19 protein-coding genes are annotated in these 22414 nt (G+C 57.2%); 8 read left to right on the top strand and 11 right to left on the bottom strand.

What is annotated here, in order from left to right; genetic code table 11:
- Positions 1 to 128: 128 nt before the first annotated feature.
- The 3 genes from rplI to EKD05_RS08505 all read left to right on the top strand — a co-directional run bounded on the left by rplI (position 129) and on the right by EKD05_RS08505 (position 3740).
- Entirely contained in the window at positions 129 to 611 is a 483-nt protein-coding gene (gene rplI, locus EKD05_RS08515; protein WP_129672045.1) for a 50S ribosomal protein L9, read from the top strand.
- A gap of 163 nt (positions 612 to 774) precedes the next feature.
- A complete protein-coding gene (gene dnaB / locus EKD05_RS08510) occupies positions 775 to 2775 on the top strand; it encodes a replicative DNA helicase (RefSeq protein ID WP_129672004.1) in 2001 nt (666 codons plus the stop codon).
- 122 nt (positions 2776 to 2897) lie between these two features.
- Positions 2898 to 3740, top strand: coding sequence for a plastocyanin/azurin family copper-binding protein (locus EKD05_RS08505; RefSeq protein WP_129672003.1), 843 nt, complete (start codon positions 2898 to 2900; stop codon positions 3738 to 3740).
- Positions 3741 to 3811: 71 nt separating this feature from the next.
- On the opposite strand, the gene EKD05_RS08500 is transcribed toward EKD05_RS08505, so the two are convergent.
- From EKD05_RS08500 to pufB, 7 genes are all read right to left on the bottom strand, one after another.
- Positions 3812 to 4573: a sulfite exporter TauE/SafE family protein gene (locus tag EKD05_RS08500; protein ID WP_129672002.1), complete on the bottom strand. Its 762-nt coding sequence runs from the start codon at positions 4571 to 4573 to the stop codon at positions 3812 to 3814.
- Positions 4574 to 4624: 51 nt separating this feature from the next.
- Positions 4625 to 5314 carry a FadR/GntR family transcriptional regulator gene (locus EKD05_RS08495; protein ID WP_129672001.1) on the bottom strand — a complete coding sequence of 230 codons (690 nt, stop codon included), beginning with the start codon at positions 5312 to 5314 and terminating at the stop codon, positions 4625 to 4627.
- Between the two features lie 171 nt (positions 5315 to 5485).
- Entirely contained in the window at positions 5486 to 6721 is a 1236-nt protein-coding gene (locus EKD05_RS08490) for a geranylgeranyl diphosphate reductase (protein WP_129672000.1), read from the bottom strand.
- Positions 6722 to 6745: 24 nt separating this feature from the next.
- On the bottom strand, positions 6746 to 7696 hold the full coding sequence (gene chlG / locus EKD05_RS08485; protein ID WP_129671999.1) for a chlorophyll synthase ChlG: 951 nt from the start codon (positions 7694 to 7696) through the stop codon (positions 6746 to 6748).
- A 147-nt stretch (positions 7697 to 7843) separates the two neighbouring features.
- On the bottom strand, positions 7844 to 9088 hold the full coding sequence (gene puf2C, locus EKD05_RS08480) for a cytochrome c-554 Puf2C (protein WP_129671998.1): 1245 nt from the start codon (positions 9086 to 9088) through the stop codon (positions 7844 to 7846).
- 320 nt (positions 9089 to 9408) lie between these two features.
- Positions 9409 to 9597: a light-harvesting protein gene (locus EKD05_RS08475; RefSeq protein ID WP_129672044.1), complete on the bottom strand. Its 189-nt coding sequence runs from the start codon at positions 9595 to 9597 to the stop codon at positions 9409 to 9411.
- Between the two features lie 93 nt (positions 9598 to 9690).
- Entirely contained in the window at positions 9691 to 9861 is a 171-nt protein-coding gene (gene pufB, locus EKD05_RS08470) for a light-harvesting antenna LH1, beta subunit (protein WP_129671997.1), read from the bottom strand.
- A gap of 403 nt (positions 9862 to 10264) precedes the next feature.
- On the opposite strand from pufB, the gene EKD05_RS08465 reads away from it, so the two are divergent.
- Positions 10265 to 12058, top strand: coding sequence for an ABC transporter ATP-binding protein (locus EKD05_RS08465; RefSeq protein ID WP_129671996.1), 1794 nt, complete (start codon positions 10265 to 10267; stop codon positions 12056 to 12058).
- A 22-nt stretch (positions 12059 to 12080) separates the two neighbouring features.
- Positions 12081 to 13880, top strand: coding sequence for an ABC transporter ATP-binding protein (locus EKD05_RS08460; protein WP_129671995.1), 1800 nt, complete (start codon positions 12081 to 12083; stop codon positions 13878 to 13880).
- Here EKD05_RS08460 and EKD05_RS08455 read toward each other — a convergent pair.
- The 3 genes from EKD05_RS08455 to EKD05_RS08445 are packed head-to-tail and all read right to left on the bottom strand — an operon-like array spanning position 13877 to position 16733.
- Positions 13877 to 14080 carry a hypothetical protein gene (locus tag EKD05_RS08455; RefSeq protein ID WP_129671994.1) on the bottom strand — a complete coding sequence of 68 codons (204 nt, stop codon included), beginning with the start codon at positions 14078 to 14080 and terminating at the stop codon, positions 13877 to 13879. The two genes, EKD05_RS08460 and EKD05_RS08455, sit on opposite strands and share 4 nt — an antisense overlap.
- Entirely contained in the window at positions 14077 to 15291 is a 1215-nt protein-coding gene (locus EKD05_RS08450; protein WP_205703895.1) for an MFS transporter, read from the bottom strand. The genes EKD05_RS08455 and EKD05_RS08450 overlap by 4 nt, the downstream gene beginning before the upstream one ends.
- 14 nt (positions 15292 to 15305) lie before the next feature.
- Positions 15306 to 16733 (bottom strand): malic enzyme-like NAD(P)-binding protein, encoded by a 1428-nt coding sequence (locus tag EKD05_RS08445; RefSeq protein ID WP_129671993.1) that lies wholly within the window; start codon positions 16731 to 16733, stop codon positions 15306 to 15308.
- A 114-nt stretch (positions 16734 to 16847) separates the two neighbouring features.
- Here EKD05_RS08445 and EKD05_RS08440 point away from each other — a divergent pair, with 114 nt between their 5' ends.
- From EKD05_RS08440 to EKD05_RS08430, 3 genes are all read left to right on the top strand, one after another.
- Positions 16848 to 17477 carry a xanthine phosphoribosyltransferase gene (locus EKD05_RS08440; protein WP_129671992.1) on the top strand — a complete coding sequence of 210 codons (630 nt, stop codon included), beginning with the start codon at positions 16848 to 16850 and terminating at the stop codon, positions 17475 to 17477.
- A gap of 108 nt (positions 17478 to 17585) precedes the next feature.
- The gene (locus EKD05_RS08435; RefSeq protein ID WP_129671991.1) at positions 17586 to 18245 is read left to right on the top strand and encodes a hypothetical protein; all 660 of its coding nucleotides are present in this window, start codon (positions 17586 to 17588) and stop codon (positions 18243 to 18245) included.
- 134 nt (positions 18246 to 18379) lie between these two features.
- Entirely contained in the window at positions 18380 to 19039 is a 660-nt protein-coding gene (locus tag EKD05_RS08430; protein WP_129671990.1) for a response regulator transcription factor, read from the top strand.
- 57 nt (positions 19040 to 19096) lie between these two features.
- On the opposite strand, the gene EKD05_RS08425 is transcribed toward EKD05_RS08430, so the two are convergent.
- Positions 19097 to 22276 (bottom strand): hypothetical protein, encoded by a 3180-nt coding sequence (locus EKD05_RS08425; protein WP_129671989.1) that lies wholly within the window; start codon positions 22274 to 22276, stop codon positions 19097 to 19099.
- Positions 22277 to 22414 lie beyond the last annotated feature (138 nt).

The raw sequence follows: 22414 nt of genomic DNA, 5'->3' as shown, positions 1-22414 counted from the left end.
CCCCATTTTCAGCGTAGCCCTAAAACCCATCGCACTCTTCGTTGACGGCAACCTTGCTCCGTGGTAAGATATGAGCCGATGTTTTGTCCAATGCATGTCATGTGAGGAGAGATTTTGTGGGTTCGAAAATGAAAGTGTTGCTGGTGCAGGATGTCGAACATCTTGGCAAAACCGGCGAACTCAAAGACGTATCTGGTGGTTTTGGACGTAACTATTTGCTTCCCAAGGGTTTTGCCGTGCTCGCTACCCGTGGTCAGATCAAGCAGGCCGAAGAGCGCCTGGCCGCGCAGCAGCGTCGCTCTGAGGCGTCACGCAAAGATGCCGAGGCGCTGGCGGCACGGATTACGGCCCTGAGCCTCCATTTCACGGCGAAAGTCGGTGAGCAGAATCGTCTCTATGGCTCGGTGACTAGTGCCGATATTGCCGAAAAGCTCGGCGCTGCACTTGGGATCGAGTTCGACCGCCGCAAGATTGAGCTCGAAGAGCCAATCAAGCGTGCCGGAACCTTTGCGGTGCCGATCCGGCTCGCGAGTGGCATCGAGCCTACCGTCACAGTTGTCGTCGCAGGTGAAAATGCGCCCGCTGAGGAAGTGGCCGCCGAATCAGTGTAATTCGTCGGTGAACGAAGTACGCGTGAAGCCCTGACCGCGAAGAAGAATTTGCGACTTTGAGGATGTGCCGCAGCATGCGCTGTGGCACATCGTCTTTCTTGGCCCAATGTGGATAAGCTGTCGATAGGTTGGGGAAGAATGGCGGAGAACCAAGAGGCCACCTTTGGAACGCTCAGTACCCTTTGACCTCCAGGCTGAACGGGCAACGCTTGGGGCCATTTTGCTTGATCGCGATGCAATTATCGCCATCGCGGCCTGGCTTGCGGCTGAATTTTTTTATCTCGAAAAGCACGCCCTCATCTATGAGGCCATGCTTGCCTGCTATAACCGCCGTGAGCCCCCCGATCTTGCCACCGTTGCCGCCGAGTTGCGCCGCCAAGAACGCCTCGACCTCGTCGGTGGCATCGCGTTCCTCGGTGAACTGCTCGCTGAAGTGCCGACCGCAGTTCATATTGAATATTATGCCCGCAATGTTGAGCGTACGGCCATCCTCCGTCGCCTCATTGAAACCGGTGGCAAAATCGCGGCCCTTGGCTACGATGAGAGCGAAGAACTCGATGTTACCCTCGATAAGGCCGAGGCCGAGCTCTTTACTGTCTCACAACGCCGGAGTACCCAGGATTTTGTACCCATTGGCCAGATTGTTAATACCCTCTTTACCCAGATCGAACGCCTCCAGGAACGCCGCGGTGAGGTCGCCGGCGTCGCAACCGGCTATCACGAACTCGATGCCCTCACTGGTGGCTTGCAACCAAGTGATTTGATTATCCTCGCCGCTCGCCCCGGTGTCGGCAAAACCTCGCTCTCCCTTTCGATTGCCTATAATATCGCCTTCCTGTCACGCGCGACCGTCGGCATCTTTAGCCTCGAGATGAGCCGCGATCAACTGGTGCAACGCATTCTCTCGATGCATACGGGCATTGATATGCAGCGCCTCCGTACCGGCAATCTGCGCGCCGATGAGCTCAACCTCGCTTTCGAGGGCATGGGCGTGCTCTCCGATTTGCCGATCTATATCGAAGATACGCCCGGCCTCAGCATTACCGAGGTGCGCTCCAAGGCCCGTCGCCTCGCCGCTGAGACAGGCTGCAATATGCTGATGATTGATTATCTTCAGTTGATGTCCGGACGCCGCAATGATAATCGTGTCCAAGAGGTTAGTGAGATTAGCCGCGGCCTCAAAGCTCTCGCCCGCGAACTCAATGTGCCTATTATTGCCCTCTCCCAGCTCTCGCGTGCCGTGGAAGGCCGGACAAGCCACGTCCCAATGCTCAGCGACCTCCGCGAGTCAGGCTGTCTTGCCGGCGAAACCCTGGTCTACTTGCCCGATGAGGGTAGGTCGCGGCGCCTCGATCACCTCGTTGGCGACACGGGCTTCAGGGTGCTCGCGCTCAATCTCGCCACCTGGAAACTCGAACCTCGTCCCGTGACCAATGCCTTCGCAACCGGCCACAAGCCTGTCTATCGCCTCACCACCCGCCGAGGGCATACGATCCGGGCGACCGGCAACCACAAGTTTATGACCGTCAATGGCTGGCGCCGCCTCGATCGGCTCCATCCCGGCGAGCACCTTGCCCTGCCAGTCACCCTGCGGTCACACCCCCACCATCCGCTTGAGTTGCCACGCCTGACACCAGCCCATGATGACCTGATCCCCGCTGCCGGTTGGCAAAGCCGCCTCGCGACCGGTCTGTCGCCACGCCACCAGGCGCTGCTTGAGCATATGACGATCTTTGCGGCCCCTCACGCAACCGGCTCATTGCTGCTCAAACGCCCGCTCGCCCGCTCGTCAGCCCAGCGCATCGCCACAACCTTGCAGGCTGAAGCCCTTGCGCTGCTCGCCTCAAGTGATGTCACCTGGGACGAAATTGTCAGCATCGAACCGGCAGGAACCACGCTGGTCTATGATCTCACCGTCGATGAACATCACTCCTTCGTCGCCAATAACCTGGTGGTCAGCAATAGCATCGAGCAAGATGCCGATATCGTGATGTTCATCTATCGCGAAGAACTCTATGATAAAGAGACTGACAAAAAGGGCCTTGCCGAAATCCACCTCTCAAAGCATCGCAATGGTCCCCTCGGTGTCATTCCCTTGCGCTTCGAAGCCCGTACCACGCGCTTCCAGAACCTCGAACGCTACCTCGCCCCTGAAGGGTATTGAGAAGGCTCCCGATCCTCCCGATCAGCCAGAGAAAACCTGTCCCCAGACTGAACATTTTATGCTACACTAGATGTTGTTCAGATTGTCACGAAGTTTTTTGGTTGGTACAAGGAGGTACGGTTATGAGCTGGCGTTCATCCGGCAATTTTCGGCCCAATAATCCGCGCCCCCGTCGCGGTGGAGGTAGCGGGGGCGGGGGCGGCGGGGGCGGGGGAGGACGCAACGGCACTCCAGTCATCGATCCCGTGTTGCAGGTCTTGATTGCGATCACCGTGTTGTTGGGTTTCACTGGCTTGATCGTCGCTATTTCGTTCAGTGCTGCAGGCGGGCAACCAACGCAGGCCCAACCGACAACACCACCTGCCGCAAGCGTGCCCACTGCGCCGCCGGCAGCGGTGGCTACCGAGGCTCCCGCTACAACCACGGCACCCACCGAGGCTCCCGCTGCAACCACGCCACCCACCGAGGCTCCCGCTGCAACCACGGCACCCACCGAGGCTCCCGCTGCAACCACGCCACCTGCCGCTGCACCTGGCATCCCAACCGAGCCGGTTGGTCCGGCACTCGCCAGTGGTACAGGTCAGCAGGTCAACCTCGAGTCAGCAACTGGTGCTGAACTGGTCTTTGCCCAGAAGGAAGTGCGGGTCACCGATAACCTTGTCACGCTGACTTTTGCCAATCGTTCCGATGCAGTACCTCACAACTGGGTCTTGATTGACGGCGATGCCGCTCGCGTTGCTGCGATCAATGATCTTGCCGATGCCCAGCAACGTCAGCTTCGCAACGCCCTTGGCTCAGTCCCCCCCCCTGACACCCCGGATGTGCTGGTAGCCACCCAGATGATCAATCCAGGCGAAGAGGTAACCGTCACCTTTGAAGTCCCCGGCCCCGGCACCTATCAGTTTATCTGCACCTATCCCGGTCACTATGTCGGCGGGATGCAGGGCGTCCTGATTGTTGAATAGACTTGTTTCTTGCTCGCACTACAAGCCAGTTTCGTCGGCTTGTGGTGCGAGCAACCCAACTTGCTGCCGCGTCAGACCACAAAAAAGTAGATCGTCAAACTGACACTTAAGGCAATCACCAGGCGCCGCACCAGCAACGGATCAAGCTTGCGCGCAATCGCCGCCCCACCATAGCCCCCAATAATCGCCCCCAAAATCATAATCAGGGCCATCGGCCACTCCACAATCCCCGCTAAAATAAAAGCCGCCACTGCAATGCCGTTGATGAGGGTCGCCTGCAACGTCTTGAGCGCATTCATCTCGTGAATGTTCTCTTGCCCCATCAATGAAAGTACCGCCAGCGTGAGAATGCCAAGCCCCGCGCCAAAGAAACCGCCATACACCGCAATACTCAAATAAATGCCCAGAATGACAAAACGCTGCCCTGGGGTGTTCTCGGCTGAATGACTGAGCCGCCGCGCCTGCGCCGTGAGCCAGGGGCTAAAGGCAAAGACAAGGGTCGCCAGCAAGAGTAGGTACGGAATCATCTCGGTAAAGACGGCCTCACGCGTGCGCAAGAGGAGCAGCGCCCCGATGAGTCCTCCCAACATGCTTAACCCGCTAAAGAGCATAATTCCACGTTTCTGCAGGCTGAGCTCACGGCGATATGCGCCTACACTGGCGGCTATGCCAGGCCACAACGCTGTTGTATTGGTGGCGTTGGCAGCAATGGGCGGCACCCCTACCAACAGGAGTGCCGGAAAGGAGATAAAGCTCCCGCCACCGGCCACCGAGTTGATTGCCCCCGCCACCAACGCCGCGAGAAAAAGAAGTCCCAGTTGCCACAGTTCCATACCCTGAAACCTTATCAAAGCAACAAAACCGGCCTGAGACATCTCAGGCCTTCAAGATTTATGAGGTCTGACGCACTCCAGCAGATCCTGATGACGATCAAGAATGTGCGCCACCGTTGCCGCCGCTTCGTGCGGATTTCCGGCAATCACGGCGTCAATCAGGGCATCATGCTGATCAGCAACCGCCTCATCAGGCCAGCGCTCGCTCCAGAGGGCGGCCAGGGCACCACGCAGCGTCGTCGCAAACGCCCGGTAGAGATCGGCCAGGACGGGATTGTGCGTTGCATCGGCCAGCGCACAATGCAAGGCAATATCGGCATCCAACGCCGCCTCGCCATCATTGCTCGCCAATGCTGTGCGCCGTTGCTGCCCAAGGCGGCGTAAATTCTCAATATCAGTCTCAGTTCGCCTGAGCGCGGCCAAACGGGCAATCTCGACTTCCAGCGCACGACGTACTTCATGCACGTCAGGGGCATGCGCCCGCGCCAAGCGCTGCGCCAGCGGCTCACCCGCACTAGGGTGCGCCCGTACATAGGTTCCATCACCCTGCCGTACGTCTAGTACGCCACTATGCGCGAGTACCCGTACCGCCTCGCGTACCGTCGAACGCCCGACACCCAGTTCTTCCATCAACTGAACCTCGGTTGGCAACCGACTCCCTGGGGGATAGGTGCCCACACTGATCTGCTGTTGAAGCTGATCAAGCACTTGCTCAACCAGTTGCCGCCGCTGGATCGCCATGCTTGTCTCTCCCTTCAAACATCATATGATCTGATGTTTAGCCGCAAGTGTATCATCGCAACGCCTTCCTGTCAACTCAGCTGCGGCGATGCGGCCCAAGCCCTTGGATCGCATAAAAACGCCAGCAAAGCTGGCGTTTTTATGCGATCCAAACAGCAAGCGCTTCAACTCCTAGACAACGGCGTACACTTCCTGCTCACGCAGTGGGGTACGGCGACGCACATAGTTGCGTGCCTGGGCATTGATGATATCCCAGGTCATCCGCATCTGCGCAAGCCACGGGCCGGGCGTCATCTGTTTGTACATGTAGCTGTCAAAGGTCAGACGTTGCACATCAATATTGCGGCACATCTCTGTAAACACTTCCATCTGGCGCTCGTTGCCATAGCCCCAACGCTGCAACCAGCGCAAGAAGGTGTACATCGTGCCATACTGTTGCCACCAGAGCTGCTCGTAGAGGCGCAGATGGGCGGCATCGGGCGTATCGAGGGCATGCGCAAGCACCTGGGCTGCGATCTGCCCACTCTTCATCGCCCAGTAAATCCCCTCGCCCGAGGTATGCACCACTAGGCCAGCCGCATCACCAATCAGCATCGCCCGATCAAACGCCATCTGCTTGCGCGGCTCCATCGGCAAGGCATGAGCTTCACGCAGAATCAGGCGGCCCTGATCAAGCGCTGGCCCAAGACGTGCCTTGAGATTAACCAGCAACTGTTTCGCTTTTTCGGTATGGCCGGGTCCGGCCCCAATGCCGACGGCAATATGATCACACTTCGGAAAGGCCCACGCATAGAGATCGGGGCTCACCTCACGGCCAAGATAGAGATCGGCCGTCTCTTCCCAGCGAGCCATCTTGCTTGGTGGCAAAGCAATGCGCTCTTGGATCGCAACGGCACGGGGAAGATTGGGCAAACCGAGCATCCGTGCCGTTGGCGAGTAAGCCCCATCGGCCCCAATCACCACATCAGCCGTCAGTTTCGCCTCACGTCCATCACGCATCGAGCGATAGGTTGCCGTCACGCCATGTGGCTCGACCTGTAACCCGACCAACTGCCCGTGGATCAACTCGGCCCCACGCTGTTGCGCCCGCTCACGGAGAAAGCCGTCAAAGACTTCACGACGCACCATCGCCACGTAATCGTCATCCGAAGGCACACTGCCCATCACCGGGACGTGTGTCTCTTGACCAGAAGGCGAAACAATCAGACACTGCTTCACCTTACGGTCGATCAGGCTCTGAGGGAGATCAAACTCGTGAAACGCCGCTGGAGGAACCGCCCCACCACATGGTTTGGCCTTCACCAGTTCCTTCTCGAGCAACACCGTCTCAATACCCAGATTACGCAGGGTAATCGCCGCCGTTGCCCCGCCCACCGACGCCCCAACTATCAGCACCCGCTGTGCCATACCATCGTTCTTTCTAGCCTCTCGTTACGCCGCCAACCCGATCGCAGCCGCCATCATGCCCCATACAAAGAGCATAATCGCCGTTGCGTTAAAGAAGACCTCGTTATGCTCAGGGTCACGAATAAAGCGGACGTTCGGAACACTCTGGGCAATCAGCAGCAACGCCACCACACTAGCCGCGATAGGATGCCCCCAGAAGAAGAGCAGGGCAATCACCCCGATCTGCGCAACCCCCATCGTAATCACGACCATACGGGCAGCGACAACTTTGCCATACTGCACAGGAATCGAACGAAGGCCCATCCGCGTATCGCCGCTCATGCTCTTGAAATCATTGACCGTCATAATCCCGTGAGCACCGAGCGAATAGAGCATTGCAATCAAGAAACTCTGGGTTGTCAACGCCGCAAAGGCCGCGTGACCGGCCATCCAGGCCAGGCCCTCATACGAGATACCGACCAGGGAATTGCCAAACCAGCCATTGCGCTTGGCCCGTACCGGCTTGAGACTATAGGCCAGGGCACAGATCAAGCCAAGCCCGACATAGAGGGCCACTTCCCCGCCAAGCAACAGCGCCACACTCGTCCCGATCCAGGTCAGGATCAGGGTCAAAATGTAGACGTGACGCAACGAGACCTGCCCAGAAGGGATCAGGCGATGGGGTTCATTAATCGCATCAACATCCCGATCACAATAGTCATTAATAACTTGCGACAGGCCGCAAAGGATAGGCCCCGCCATCAATATACCAAGCGCCAGGAGAAAGATCGGCTCGGCTGACCAGGAGAGCCCACCACTCGCGATAGCCCCACAGAGAAACGCCCACGCTGGGGCAAACCAGGTGACTGGCTTCATCAACGTGATCGAGCGGCCGAGGGTACCACGGAAACCAGCAACACGGGGGGTAAGCGACGGCTGAATGGGCGAAGAAGAAGGCGGAGGGGCCAGACTAGAACCTTTGCGGAGATCGCTCATGAACAGCTCATTTCTAGCTTGAAAGCCACGAAGGCCACAAAGTTGAGGGGCAAACCTGAGTATGCCGCTACTTTGTGCCCTTCGTGGCTTTCACAAGATCGTGTGTGACTGTGAGCAAGCCAGCACACGAACTACTCAACCGATTGGCTAATTGCCACGAAGGACGGGCGGGAGAACAACCACTCCTGCATCACCAGCCGGAATTTGCGTCTGATTGATCGCACCGGTCGGAATGTTCACACCCCTGTGACAAGTATAACACCCTGGCACGTTAAATATCTCACCATCAATGTTGCGATATGAGAACCGACTAGCTCCACCTTCTAATGCCGTCGGCACCGCACCGTACGGCATCGCCCCATTGATCGTCCAGTTGAACGCAAGCCAGGTTGTCAACTGCATCATCCGCGCTGCCTTCAGCTTGTTATAGCCAGCTTCCGGGTTGGTGATGTTACTTGCCGCACCTAATTCATACGCAGTAAAGTTGCGCGAGTTATGACAATAGACACAGCCTTGACCAAGCGCCCAGGAATTGTAATTCATCACATTCTGGTTGATCGTCACCTGATCCTGGGTACGACCACCATCAAGGGTCAGCGCAAGTGAACCACGGCCACTCTCTTCATCAGCAGGATCAAACGGCCGCCAGATCTGATAGTTGTAAATGTAGAAGAGCACCGCATCCTGAAGACCAACCTGACCACGAATCTCTTCGGGTTTCAGGGCCGGATCGAGGATGGGCATCCCATTCTCGTCGAGGGGATCAACCACGACCGGGATATCGGGCACACTCTTGATAAACTGCGTCCCAACGGCCTCAAGATTCTTGGGCTCGTTGTAGTGACACGTCGCACACTGGACATAGTTGCCACGCCAGTTGGGCAGATCAACAATAAATTCGGTGTTGACATCAGATACCAGATAGAGCATGTTGCGCGCCGAGATTTTCTGGGCATACTCATCACTGGCAAAGTTCTGCAGATTATGGCAATACTGACAGCCGACGCCCAGGCCACCTGAGACATACTGCTGCATATACGTCCATACCTGTGCTGAGGTCATGCCTGAGAGCACCTGGACATTGACGGTATTGGGGTTAGCGTCCACCCAGGCTTGTCCAGCCTGAACACCCTCAGTCCACGCCTGACTGCCAAGCCAAACCTGGCGACCTTCGGGAGGGACATTGGGTGCGGCATCGGTGATGGCTTTGATGCCTTGACTTGGACTCCACGGGGCATTGGCGGTCAACGCCGCTGCTGCCCGTTCGGGACCAAGCGTCAGGCTGTAGATCCACCAGAACGTTGCCGTAGTCACAACAGCTACCACAATTCCTACAGCCACCGAAATAAAGATCGCCGCCTGTCGATCTGTCGGTCGAGTTGGCGATTGCATAAGGGTCTCCTCAACTCCGGATCAGCAGCTCGGCGGTGCCGAGGCTCCGGGGCCGGCTCCGACGTGCAGCACTTTAAGAGGGACAGCAAACGATTGCGTTGCTCAACCCATCAGGCTGAGCCGTAGCAGGGTCTCTGGCAAGCCAGTTGAATGTAGCGCCAGTATACACCTGATACTTCGGAAGGTCAACTTTTGGAATATGTGCAAAAAAAGTGCAGTTGCATTGCTTACAAGACAACAGCCACCAGCATGGTGTGCTGGCGGCTGTTGCTTCGTTTGTGTCGCACGATAAGTTGGCGACGCGCCAGCGCCAGCGGCACCTAGCCGAACATAGCGAACAGTTGGAGCAACATTGTCATCACAGGCGCAACTACGCCATCTGGTGTGAGGTTGTCAAGCCAGTTGTACCGAACCGAACTGAGCACAATGAAGTGGATGAGCAAAGCCACGACAAAGCCGAGGATCGTAAAAATCACGATGTTGGTGCGAACTGCACTGCGTGGAGGCATCATAAGTCAACTCCTTAACAGGTTTTGGGAGAGGTTGCATCTGAATCAGGGCCGATTGCCCACCATCGTCGCGCACACCTGTACCCGACCGAGCTAGAAACCGGCGTTGAGCCACGGACGCCACACCCAGACCAGAGTGTGAGCAATCACGGCGATGACACCGAATGCCCAGAAGGATTTGACCATGATGTCATGAACCAGCCAGTCCTGATTGTTGAACAACGACCGCCATTTGGGGGGAACCAGATCGTCATCGTCACGCATGAGCGGACCTCCGATACTTCAACTACGAGCGCCAGGGCCGAACACACCAGGTACGACTTGCGCGCCTGGCGGCGGTCGTCGCACCTTCCATACCCTTTGTCGGGGTGGGAGCAAAGCACTACTACAATGAGATCCCAGCCGTGCTGAGGTCGGTTTGCCAGTGCGTCTGGAAGCGTAGTAGATTGCTTGGCTCATTGCCCTAAATTATATAGGAGTCAAGAAAAAATGTCAATCCGTTGCTTTTAAGAAAAATCAACCAGTTTCATGGTCTTTTGCACCGCTTTCCATCAGCCTTACGACTGACTACAACCCCCTAGAGCAATGCTATACTCACTCTATCTTCTCGAACAGGTGTCTCTCTTCGAAAAGTTAATGTGTAGCAACTATTCACCAATGGTGCCCTATGTCCAATCTTCGTTATCTTATCCCCTATCTCAGGCGCTATCGCTGGTCATTGTTGGCAGGCTTGATTTGTGCAGCCTTTGCTGCCTCGGTGAGTGCGCTTGGACCATATATCTTGCGGCTTGCCGTTGATGAACTGGCAACCGGCCAACTGGTGCTGACGAGCATCCTCGGGTATGGTGTGATGCTCATCATCGTCGCCCTTGCTGACGGTGTCTTTCGTTTTATTCAGCGCATGACGCTGGCCGGGGTTTCCTATCAGATCGAGTACGATCTCCGCACCCAACTCTTTGCCCACTATATGCGGCTCGATCAGGCTTTTTTTAGCCGCAATCATACCGGCGATTTGATGGCCCGTGCCACCAATGACCTCAGCGCCGTCCGTCAATTGCTCGGCCCTGGGATCAATGGCACCGCAACGGCTCTGTTAACCTTTCTGGCCGCCGCAGTCTTGATGTTGATGATGAATGTGACCCTGGCCCTGATTGTGATGCTCCTTATGCCGGTGGCAACCGTGGTGTTTGTCCTGCTCGGCAATCGCATGCGTACGGCCTTTACCCGCGTGCAAGATCAATTCGGTGTCATTTCGACCCGTGTCCAAGAGCATTTCTCTGGGATTCGTACGATCAAGGCCTATGCCCAGGAAGATGCCGAGCTCGGGGTCTTTGCCGCTGAGAATGAGCGCTATCGCGAACTGAATCTCCGCTATGTGCTGCTCAGTGGGGCGCTCTGGCCTGCGATGGCGCTCTGCCTTGGCATCGTCGCCGCGTTGGTGCTGCTCGTTGGTGGGCGTCTGGTGGTAGCCGGTGCGTTGACCATCGGTGAACTGGTGCAGTTCAATGCATATTTGGGCTTACTGGCCTTCCCAATGATTATGCTCGGCTGGATGGTTTCCCTCTATCAGCAGGCCTCAGCTTCGATGGGGCGCTTGATGGAGGTGCTGCGCTATCAGCCAGCAGTGGTCAATCCACCCGATGCCCGTCCTTTGCCCAACCCCCGTGGTGAGTTGGAGTTTCGGCGTGTCGGGCTACGCTATGAAGAACCTGCCAATCACGCAACGACAGCACAGTGCCCCGAGCGACGGGCTGAGTGGATGCTACGCGATCTGTCGATCCACGTTCCGGCAGGACATTCGTTGGCGATCGTGGGCGCAACCGGAGTGGGCAAAACAACGCTCGTCAATCTCTTGTCACGCGTCCGTGATCCCGATGAGGGTCAGGTGCTCCTCGATGGCATCAATGTCCAAACCCTGGATCTAGGCGATCTACGGCGTGCGATTGGGTATGTGCCCCAAGAGACCTTTCTTTTTAGTGTGCCGTTGCGCGAAAATGTGGCTTTTGGGGTGGAAGGAGGGCACGATGCGGCCCTGGATGCACGCATTGAGCACGCCGTGACGGTGTCACGCCTCGCCAATGATCTGGCCCAGTTTCCCGATGGCCTGGATACGATGGTTGGTGAACGTGGCGTAACCCTGTCGGGCGGGCAAAAGCAACGGGTCTCGCTTGCACGGGCAATCCTCCGCAATCCGCCAGTGCTGGTACTCGACGATGCATTGAGCAGCGTTGATACGCAGACTGCGGCGCAAATCCTCGCCGGGCTGCGCGAGGTGATGCGTGGACGGACGACGATTATCATTGCGCAACGCATTGCAACGGTACGCGAGGTTGACCAGATTGTGGTGTTGCACGATGGACAGATTATTGAGCAAGGCAACCATAGTGCGTTGCTGAAGCTCGGCGGGCAGTATGCAGCGATGTATCGGCGCGAATTGCTCGAAGCGGAATTATCGGCATAAGACCAATGGTGAGGATGATGCGATGGCACGTGGCTTTGATGATGATGTAATCCTTGGGAAAGCCTATGATGGGCGACTGATGCGCCGAATGGTGGTCTTTGTCATGCCCTACTGGCGGCAACTGACCCTGGCCCTGGTGCTCCTCTTTGGGGCAGCGCTGACCGAGATCGTGCCACCCTTGCTCGTCTTGCAGGCCATTGATGGGCCAATTAGCGAGGGCCGCCTCGAGGGACTCTGGCCAATTTTCGCCCTGTATGTGCTGGTGCTGGCAAGCAGCTTTGCGCTGCGTTATACCCATAGCTATATCATAAACAGCGCCGGCCAGTCGGTCGTGATGGATTTGCGCAAGCAACTCTTTCAGCACCTCCAGCAGCTCAGTTTGAGCTTCCACGACCGTAACCCGGTCGGGCGGCTGCTGACGCGCATTACCAACGATGTTGATGCGCTCAATGAGTTTTTGACCCAGGGGTTGGTGCTCATCCTAGCTGATCTGGTGACACTGTTAAGCATTATTGGCATTATGTTTTTCTTGAACTGGCGGCTAGCCTTGATCAGTCTCGCTACGCTGCCCATCCTGATGCTGATAGTTGCCATCTATCAGCGGATGATGCGGGCGACGTATCGCCTGGTGCGCGAGCGGCTGGCAAAGATCAATGCGTTTCTCAACGAGCAGATCAGCGGCGTCCTCGTGACCCAACTCTTTGGCCGCGAGGTGACCAGTCAACGCCATTTCAGTGGGTTGAGTGAAGCCTACCTTCAGGCCAATGTGCGATCCTTGCTGATCTTTGCCATTTTTATGCCCACAGTTCAACTGATGGCCGCGATTGGTACCGCAGCTGTTCTCTGGGGTGGTGGCTATGGCGTGATGAGCGGCTGGGCATCGATCGGTATGTTGGCAGCGTTTGTGCTCTATACCGAACGCGCTTTTCAGCCCATCCGTAACCTCGCCGAGCGGTATACCATCTTGCAGGCCGCAATGGCTTCTGCCGAGCGCGTGGTGGGGGTGCTTGATACAACCGAAGAGGTGCGTGACCCCGAACATCCTGTGACCCTGCCCCAGCCTGTCCGCGGCGAAATTCGCCTCGAAAACGTTGTTTTCGGGTATGACCCCAATGAGCCGGTGCTTAAGGGGATCAGCCTGCACATTCCAGCCGGTCAGGCCGTGGCAATTGTCGGGGCAACCGGGGCGGGCAAGAGCAGTCTCGTTGGCTTGCTGGCCCGTTTTTATGATGTCCAGGGAGGACGCATTACGCTTGATGGGATCGATCTGCGTGATCTGCGCCAGCACGAGTTACGGCAGCATATTGCCGCCGTGCCGCAAGATCCGGTCTGCTTTTCGGGGACAATTGCCAGCAATATTCGCCTGCATAGTACGGCCATAGACGATGCACGCATGCGCTGGGCCGCTGAAATGGTGAATGCAGCGACCTTTATCGAGCGTCTACCCAATGGGTACGAGCACGAAGTCCGTGAACGTGGGGCCAATCTCTCCCTTGGCCAACGGCAGTTGCTCGCTTTTGCGCGAGCGCTGGCCTTCAACCCCGAAGTGCTCTTGATCCTCGACGAGGCGACCAGCAGTGTTGACACGGCAACGGAAGCTCTGATCCAGGATGCACTCGAGCGGATGCTGCACGGCCGCACGAGCATCATTATTGCCCATCGCCTGAGCACAATTCGCCATGTTGATCGCATTATCGTCTTACACCAGGGCCGCGTCGTCGAGGACGGCACGCACGACGAGTTGCTGGCCCGGCGTGGCTACTACCACCGGCTCTACCGGTTGCAATTTACCGAACAGGGCCTTGGGGTCGCTGAACACTAGCTACAGAGGAAAAACCAGGTTGGATCAGTGAGTTGGAGGCTCGGGGCCATCGCGAACCAGACGACCCAGAGGGTTACACTGCCGAAAGCGAGCAGTACTAGGGCCACCACTGCGATCCAGGCGAGCAAACCATCCCCCTCAACTGCCTGCGCAAACGCGGGCAGTTCTGTTTCCCCCAGCAATGCGGAACCATCAGTCATACGCGTTGCTCCTGCAGACCTCGCACGGGGCGGTCATCAAGGATCACATGAATAAACGCCGCAACGAGGCTCAAGGCGAGGGCGGTATACCACACCGGCAAATACGATCCCGTCACATCATAGACCGCACCACCGAGCCAAGCCCCAAGAAACGCCCCGACCTGATGACTCAAGAAGACAATGCCATAGAGCGTCCCGAGATACCGCACCCCAAATAATTGGGCCACGAGGCCGCTGGTGAGAGGCACGGTACCAAGCCAGAGCAAGCCAATCGCAAAGCCAAAGACGAGCGCCGACGTACCAGTCACCGGCAAAAGGAGGAAGAGCACAAAGACGACCGCTCGCGCAAAATAGAGCCCACTCAGCACCCGTTTTTTGACAAAGCGATCGCTGAGCGAGCCAAAGAGGTACGAACCAACCACATTCGCCAGACCAATCACCGCAAGGGCGCTGGCTGCGACAAATGGCGCGACCGCATAATCAGCGAGATAGGCGGGGAAGTGGATCGCAATGAACGCCACATGGAAACCACAAACAAAAAAACCCAGATTGAGCAACAGGTACCCTGGATGGCGGAGGGCCGTCGCGATCACCGGCTTGAGCGATGCGGAAGGCAGCGCGGCGGCCTGGCTCGCCGATGAGGTCGGACGACGAAACGCGAGGGCAAAGAGCAGGATCAGCAGGATGAGCAGCGCAAGGCTCACCAGAGCGCCCTGCCATGACATCATACTGAGTAGAATCTGCGCAAGAGGCACAAAGGCGAACATGCCCAGCGAACCTCCAGCAGTCACCAGACCAAACGCCAGGCCACGCCGCTGAGGCGGCACGAGCGCACCAAGGGCACTAAAGATCACGACAAAGGTCGTCATACTCTGCGCGAGGCCGACAACCAAACCGAGGGAGAGCAACAGCCCCCAGACATTGGTCACCACCGTGACGCCCCAGAGACCGAGGGCATAGAGGAGCACCCCGAGCATCAGGATTGGGCGGACGCCACGGCGATCAGCCAGAGCACCAATGAAGGGCTGGCCGAGGCCAAAGATCAAATTCTGAACGGCAAGCGTCAGGCTGACTTGCGAACGCCCGATCTCAAGGGTCTCACTGATGGGGAGGAGAAACACCCCAAACGTCTGGCGAACCCCCATACTGAGGGCAACGATCAACGTCCCGTAAAGGGTCGCAGTCGCCCACATTGGCAATCGTTTGGGCACACACGCCTCCCGCGTTAGTCACCGCCACGTGAGGGCAGATGATCGCGCCGCGCCACACCTTCCTCGATGGCCGCGAGCGCAACCGCAGTCGCGATCGTGGGCACCACCGCACGATTAAAGACGCTTGGGACAATATATTCTTCGCTAATCTCTTCATCGGGAATTACATTGGCAAGGGCCTCAGCCGCTGCGAGGCGCATGCCAACGGTCATCTTCGCCGCATTGACATCGAGTGCCCCACGAAAAATCCCAGGGAAGGAGAGCACATTATTGATCTGATTGGGTTGATCCGAGCGACCAGTTGCGACAACCCGTGCATATTCACGGAGCATCTCGGGGTCACCTTCGGGCACCGGATTCGCCAGAGCAAAGACAATCGGATCGGGAGCCATGCTGCGCACCAATTCAGGAGTGAGCACACCGCCCTTCGAGACCCCAACAAACACATCAGCGCCACGGATCGCCTCCACAAGCGTCCCACGGCGACGCTCGCGATTGGTCTGTGAAGCAATAATGCGCTGCATCGTGGTCTGCACATGGTCATCGCCTTCACAGAGGATCCCATAACGATCGACGGCAGTCACCTCACCGATATGAGCCTCGAGCAAGGCCCGAATAATCGCGGTGCCGGCTGCGCCAACGCCATTGACGACAGCCCGCACCTCACGCAGATCCTTGCCCACAAGGCGTAACGCATTGCGCAGTGCAGCGAGCACCACCACTGCGGTACCGTGCTGATCGTCGTGCATCACCGGAATATTGAGGCTCTCGTGGAGGCGACCTTCCACCAGAAAGCAACTAGGGGCAGCAATATCTTCAAGATTAATGCCGCCAAAACCCGCTGCAATCTGTTCAACCGTTTGGACAATCAACTCGGGATGCTGCGAACGGAGGCAGATCGGAACCGCATCAATATCAGCGAGTTCCTTAAAGAGGATCGCCTTGCCCTCCATCACCGGCATCGCAGCCTCGGGGCCGAGATTGCCCAGACCGAGGATCGCACTACCATCACTGACCACTGCCACACTATTGGACTTCCAGGTCAGTGAAAAGACTTTCTCAGGATCATCGGCAATCGCCCGACAGACGCGGGCCACACCGGGAGTATAAGCCAGGGAAAGATCATCGCGGTTCTTGAGCGGCACCTTACTCTGCATTGCAAGCTTACCGCCGAGGTGGGCGAGAAAAACGCGATCGCTTACCTGAAGCACTGTAATGCCTGGAATCGCATTCAACTCTTCGATCAACGTCTCGCCGTGCTGCTCGTCCTGTACCCGTACAGTTATATCGCGCACCAGCACATTGCGTTCGGCGCGGACAATATCAATCGCGCCAATATCGCCACCGACTTCACCAATGCGCGTCGTGAGCCGGCCGAGCATCCCGGGGCGATTGTCAATTTGACAACGCACCGTCAACGTATACGCAACACCCACCGACATAGCTACCTCTGCAAGAGAATATAAAAAGCCTGTCTTGGCGACAGGCAACGGCGCTTCCTGCTATGGTAACATAGATAGCACTGGTATGCAACGCAGGGAGGAACGGAGGATTGTGTGCTTGGTAAGGATGAACCACTATCAGAACTGCTCGTCGCGCCTTTCTTGCCACTGGTCGAGCGCATCATAGCTGAAGCAACCGTCGTAAATGACCGCATCCTGAAGATTGATCACTTCTTGAATCACCGGATCGAACCCGAGTTGATGCAGGCGATGGGCGAAGCAATGGCCGAGCGTTTGCGTCCCTTCCATCCTGAATTGATCTTGACCGCCGAGGCGAGTGGCATTGCCCCTGCGCTGGCGACCGCAATGGCCCTGGGATGCCCGATGGTCTATGCGAAAAAATATTCACCCGAAGTTGAAGCCCCTGCGCTCTCACGCCTCGTGCCTTCACCAACGAAAGGTGGTGCAGCCCGCCTCGTCGTCTCGGCCCGCTATCTGCCCATTGGCACCAGGGTTGCCCTGGTCGATGACTTTCTCGCCAACGGACGAACGGCAGTGGCCCTGGCCGAGTTGGTGCGTGAAGCCGGCGCAAGCCTGGTAGTCGCAGGATTTGTGGTCGAGAAACTGTTTCAACACGGACGTACAGGCATCGAGGCCCTCGGCATTCCTGTGGCCGCCCTGGCGCAGGTCGAACGCCTTGAGCACGGGCAAGTCATCGTTCGCGGCGTCACTCCCGTAGTCTAAAGGAGCGCATCAGTTTACCTTCTTGCAAAATAAAAACAAGTGTGCTATAATAGATACTAGCCCGCAACGAAGGCAACGTAAGCACAATGCAAAGCAAAGAGACACGCAATGGAAAGTACAGGGAACACCACACGCACCGTGACCCGCACCTATCGGGCAGCTATTCGGCTCGGTGAAGACTTTATGACGCTCGAAGAGTCAATCACGTTACCGGTTGACGCTTCCGAGAGTGATGTGCAACAGGCGGTTGAGCTTGGCTGGCGCATCTATCAAGCGCAACGGGAGTCGTTTGAGCAACAGATCGTCACACTACGCGAAACGCACCATACGCCAGGTCCAATGACGGTACGCGATCCCGACGCTCCTGCCAGTGACAAACAACGCAATTATATTGCGACGTTGCAGGATCAACTGACCTGGACAAACGAACAACTGGCAGCCCATGCAGCCGATCAAGCTGTCGATCTGGTGACGATGACGAAAGGTCAGGCCTCACTCTTTATTGACGGCCTAAAAAAACTGGCCGAAGAACGTGGGCGCTACATCGCTGAGACGCGCACCCGTATGGTCAACGAGCCTACGGCAAGCAGCAGTTCAGATCCAAATCAGCCTGCCAGCGAACGTCAACTGAAAGCCCTGGCGAAGGTCGCTGCAAGTCGGTCACTCAAGCTTGATGAAGAATTGCAGCGACGGTTTGACGTCTCAACAACCGAAGTAACCAGCGAACAGGCAGCCATTCTGCTCAGTGAATGGCAGGCAAAACGATAAACCTTGCTGCTGGACAGCCGCCAGGCATCGTGACTTCCGTCTTTCAGGTGCAGGGCTACGCCCTGCACCTGAAAGACGGAAACTGGTGTACACTATGATCGGCGTTGCTCACACCTATACCAGGGCACCGAGATATGCAAGAGAAGATCACCCTCCTGATCGCTGATGATCATACGATGTTCCGCCAGGGCCTGCGTGAACTCCTTGAACGCAAGGGGGGCTTCAAAGTTGTCGCCGAGGTCAGCGACGGCATCGCCGCCGTTGAAGCAGCGCGTGAGCAAAGACCCGATATCGCGCTACTCGATGTTTCGATGCCCGGTATGACAGGGATCGAGGCGGCTCGCCAGATTACCCAGGTAAGCCCACATACCCGCAGTATCGTGCTCACCATGCATCGCGATGAACGCACGGTGCTCGAAGCACTGCGCGCCGGGGCCAATGCCTATCTGCTGAAAGATGCTGATTCCGATGAATTGATCGAGGCGGTGCACCTGGTTCACCGTGGTGAGGCTTCGCTGGCTGGAAGCGCCGCTGCACGCGTCCTTGATTTGCTGCGCCGTGGCGAGACGGCTATCGCTGGTGCGGATCTGTTGACGCCTCGCGAACGTGATATCCTGGCCCTCGTGGCGCAGGGCGATGATAACCGAGCTATCGCCTTGAAACTCAGCCTCTCTGAAAAGACCGTGGGGAATCGCCTGAGTGAGATTTTTCAAAAACTCGGAGTAAGCAATCGTACCCAGGCGGCAATTGTCGCGGTGCAGCGCGGGCTCGTCCCACCACCTCAGATGGGGTGATCAAATACGGCCTGCCCAAAGACAGCTTTGCTGCCTTTGGGCAGGCCATACGTACGTTTACCGTAGCGCCACGGGTAGAAAGACTCGGTTGGTGTTGAGTGGGTATAGTTCCGAGACTTTGGTGCTGGTACCTGCTTCGTACTGATTGATCACACCATAGTTGTTGGTTGTACTCATCGTACGGAGCCGTTCCCCTTCTTCGAGGGCACGGGGCAGGGTGAAGGTCCAGTTGCCATTGGCATCAGCCATCGTTGTGCCAAATGATTCGAGCGTCTCGACCAGGCTGTCGTCGTTGTCAAGAAAGACCTCGATCGTGCAGAAGGGGCAGGTACTGTCAACCGGCGGCGCGCCCCCTGGCGGGATGCCCGGATCGCCTGAGGTACCGCGCACCAGTGTATCGTCAATGCTCGTGATCTTGCCAGGGTTGAAATAGGCGAGATCGTTCGGCACAATCGGGCCAAAGATGATTGGCCGCTGGCTGGTGACGATCAGGTTGCCCTGGTAGGTATTGGCGTTCGCACCGACAACATCGGGTAGATGATTGAGCGCTGCGTTCTGCGGGGTGACGATGTAGTTCTCACGGAGGACGCTGAAGTTGCCCGACATGCGGATGCCTTCACCACAGACCCCCACGTCGTTGCCCGCCGTGTCGCGCCCGATGTAGTTGTTCTGGACAAGATAGTTGCCGACACTGCCGATCTGAATGCCAAAGGGTTGGGTTGACGCGGGATCATTGCTGCGGATGCTCAGGCCAACAATATAATTCCGTTCAGCTTCAGTTGGACCACCGGCCTGTGTGCCTAGCCCTCCAAGCAGGCTGAGTCCTTGCCCCGCGATCCAGTTGGGATCGGTGCAGATCGTCTCGCCCTCTGGTGGCGCAGGGATGGTGCCGTCAGGGCGGGTGCCGAGGTAATTGCCGACCACCCAGCTGTCGTCACTACGGATAGTCATGCCACTCACCCGCGAGCCAGTCACCACATTGTTGCGATAGACATTACCCCCTTCTTGGGCCGGTGGTGTCTCGGCATCCTGAATCGTCGCCTTGTTATCAATCGTGTTGTTGCCACCGATGTAGTAGATACTCTGCCCATCCTCGTTGAGCCCGAGCCAGTTCGCTTCGATGAAGTTGCCACCGAGATTGACCTGAAGACCAAAGCCCTGCAAACCCAGACCACGAATGATATTGTCGCGACTATCCACAATCAGGATCTGCTGGGTATTCGTTCCTCGGACAAAGATCTTTGGCCCAGTCGCGCGACCACCGGGCTGCGTCGTGCCATCAATGACGATCTGTCCCCCTTCCAACCGCCGAAAAACATTGCTGGCCGCGCTATTCAGATCAATGCGCCAGACCTCCAGCGCAGCATTGTAGCCCGGATCGGTCGTCGGTATGTTGAAGTTGATCAAGACCGGGCGTTCGTTCGCGGGCAGATCACGTGCCTGAACAATTGCCCGCCGCAGGGTACAGGGGTTCGTCGCACACTTCGTTGACGAGCTTGTATCAGGATCAGCCGTGCTGTTGACAGTAATGGTGGTCACAAAGGTATAGGTAGGCAGCGGCGGTACTGGCCGTGCTTGCACCGGGGTGAACTCGGTGGGTGCATCAGCGTCGGGTCGTACTGGTGGCGGCGGGGTTGCGATCACACCATCAGGGCCGTAGAGGTTGCGCGAGACACGCGTACTTGTGCCTGCCCCAAAGCCCTGGATCGTGCCTTCAGCTGTCGTTGTGCTCTGCGTACGAAGGCCCTGGTTCGAGCCGAGACCACCGGGCGGCAAGATATCAGGTGCCGTCCAGTTACCTTGAGCATCGGCTGTCACCGTGCCAAGCGCTTCCAGGGTCTCGATATTGCCATCGCGATTGTCGAGGAAGAGTTCGATCACACAATTCGGGCAGGTACTATCCACCGGTTGCGCCGGCGGGGGCGGTACGCCCGGATCACCCGAGGTACCCGAGACGGTACGGCCTACGATGGACGTCACTTTCGCGGGGTTGAAGTAGCTGTAATTGACCGTTACACTCGGAAAGAAGAAGACCGGAGCAATCGAGTCTTCGACCACGTTGCTGCGGATCAGATTGGAGCCAAGCGAGACGCCGCTGCCACTCAGTCCAATCGCGCCTGTTTGTGGCTGCTCGCCCTCGGTAATTTTGTTGACATCGTCGTTGCGAGTACCGGCACCATAAATGGTATTGCCGCGGATGACATTGCCCTGATTCGTCAGGCGAATGGCATCGCCACAGGTACCAAATTTCTGGACAGCAGCATCAATCCCGATGATGTTATTCTCGATCAGATTGCCGCCTTTATCAATATCAATGGCCGTTGGCGGCGTGTTTAATGGATCGTTGCTGGCCCAGAGCAACCCGACAAAGCGGTTGTCGCGGACGACATGGCCACTGCCAAACAGCGCAATCCCGGCACCCCCAAACCAGTTGTTGTAACGGGCATTCGGACGGCACTTGCGATCAGCCGCAATCGTCGGCACCGTCCCATCGGCACGGGTACCAAAGAGGCTCCCTTCGATCGTGCCATTGCTTCCGCGCATGCTAATCGCGACCGTGCGCGATCCGGTCACAATCAATCTATTGTAGGTGTTGCCAGTACTGGCCGTGGCATCCTCAAAACTCGCCCGGCTATCAACGGTTGGATCACCCCGCACAAAGAAGATCTCTTGACCACTCTCGCGCAGGCCACTCCAGACATCGCTGACGCCATTGTCACTGCCGTTGAAGATGACGCTGTAATACTGAAAGCCCAATCCGATCAACCGGTTTTCATTGCCATTGATCACAAAACGGTCAGCCTGGGTCGAGCCACGAAGAAAGACCCTGGGGCCAACGGCCCGCCCACCTGGTTGCGTAGAGCCGTCAATCGTCACTTGCCCACCTGCGAGATCGCGCAGGTTCGCACCAACACCCTCGCTCAGCACAATCGTCCAGGTTCCCGCGGCATCGCCGGTATTCGCCTCATTGGCGGGCAGATTAAAGTTGATCAAAACAGGACGCGGCGTGGTTGATGCCCGCGCCTGGACAATCGCCCGACGTAACGTACATGGACTCGCCGTGACGCATGTCGCCGACATACTGAGATCTGGATCGGTTGTGCTATCAACCGTAATCGTCGTAGCAAAGACCTGAGCTCGGGCCACAGGGGGTTGGGCCTGCGGCCAGAAACCAAAGGCGAGCACCACCATAAGACCGAAAGCGATCAACACATGGAAGCGTTGGGGACGTAACATCAGGCACCTCCCTCAGGCATAGATGGCAAGGAGGGGAAGGGCAGCGATGCAAACAGCTTCCTTGCCGGGGACAGTAGGTTGCGCACGGTCTCATTATAGAACTTCGCTCTCGTATGGCTCTCGTTTTGTTTGCAACAT

Origin of the sequence: Candidatus Chloroploca sp. Khr17 (assembly GCF_004138165.1) — a bacterium.
GTDB lineage: Bacteria > Chloroflexota > Chloroflexia > Chloroflexales > Chloroflexaceae > Chloroploca.
This window is presented reverse-complemented; position numbering and strand designations above follow the sequence as displayed.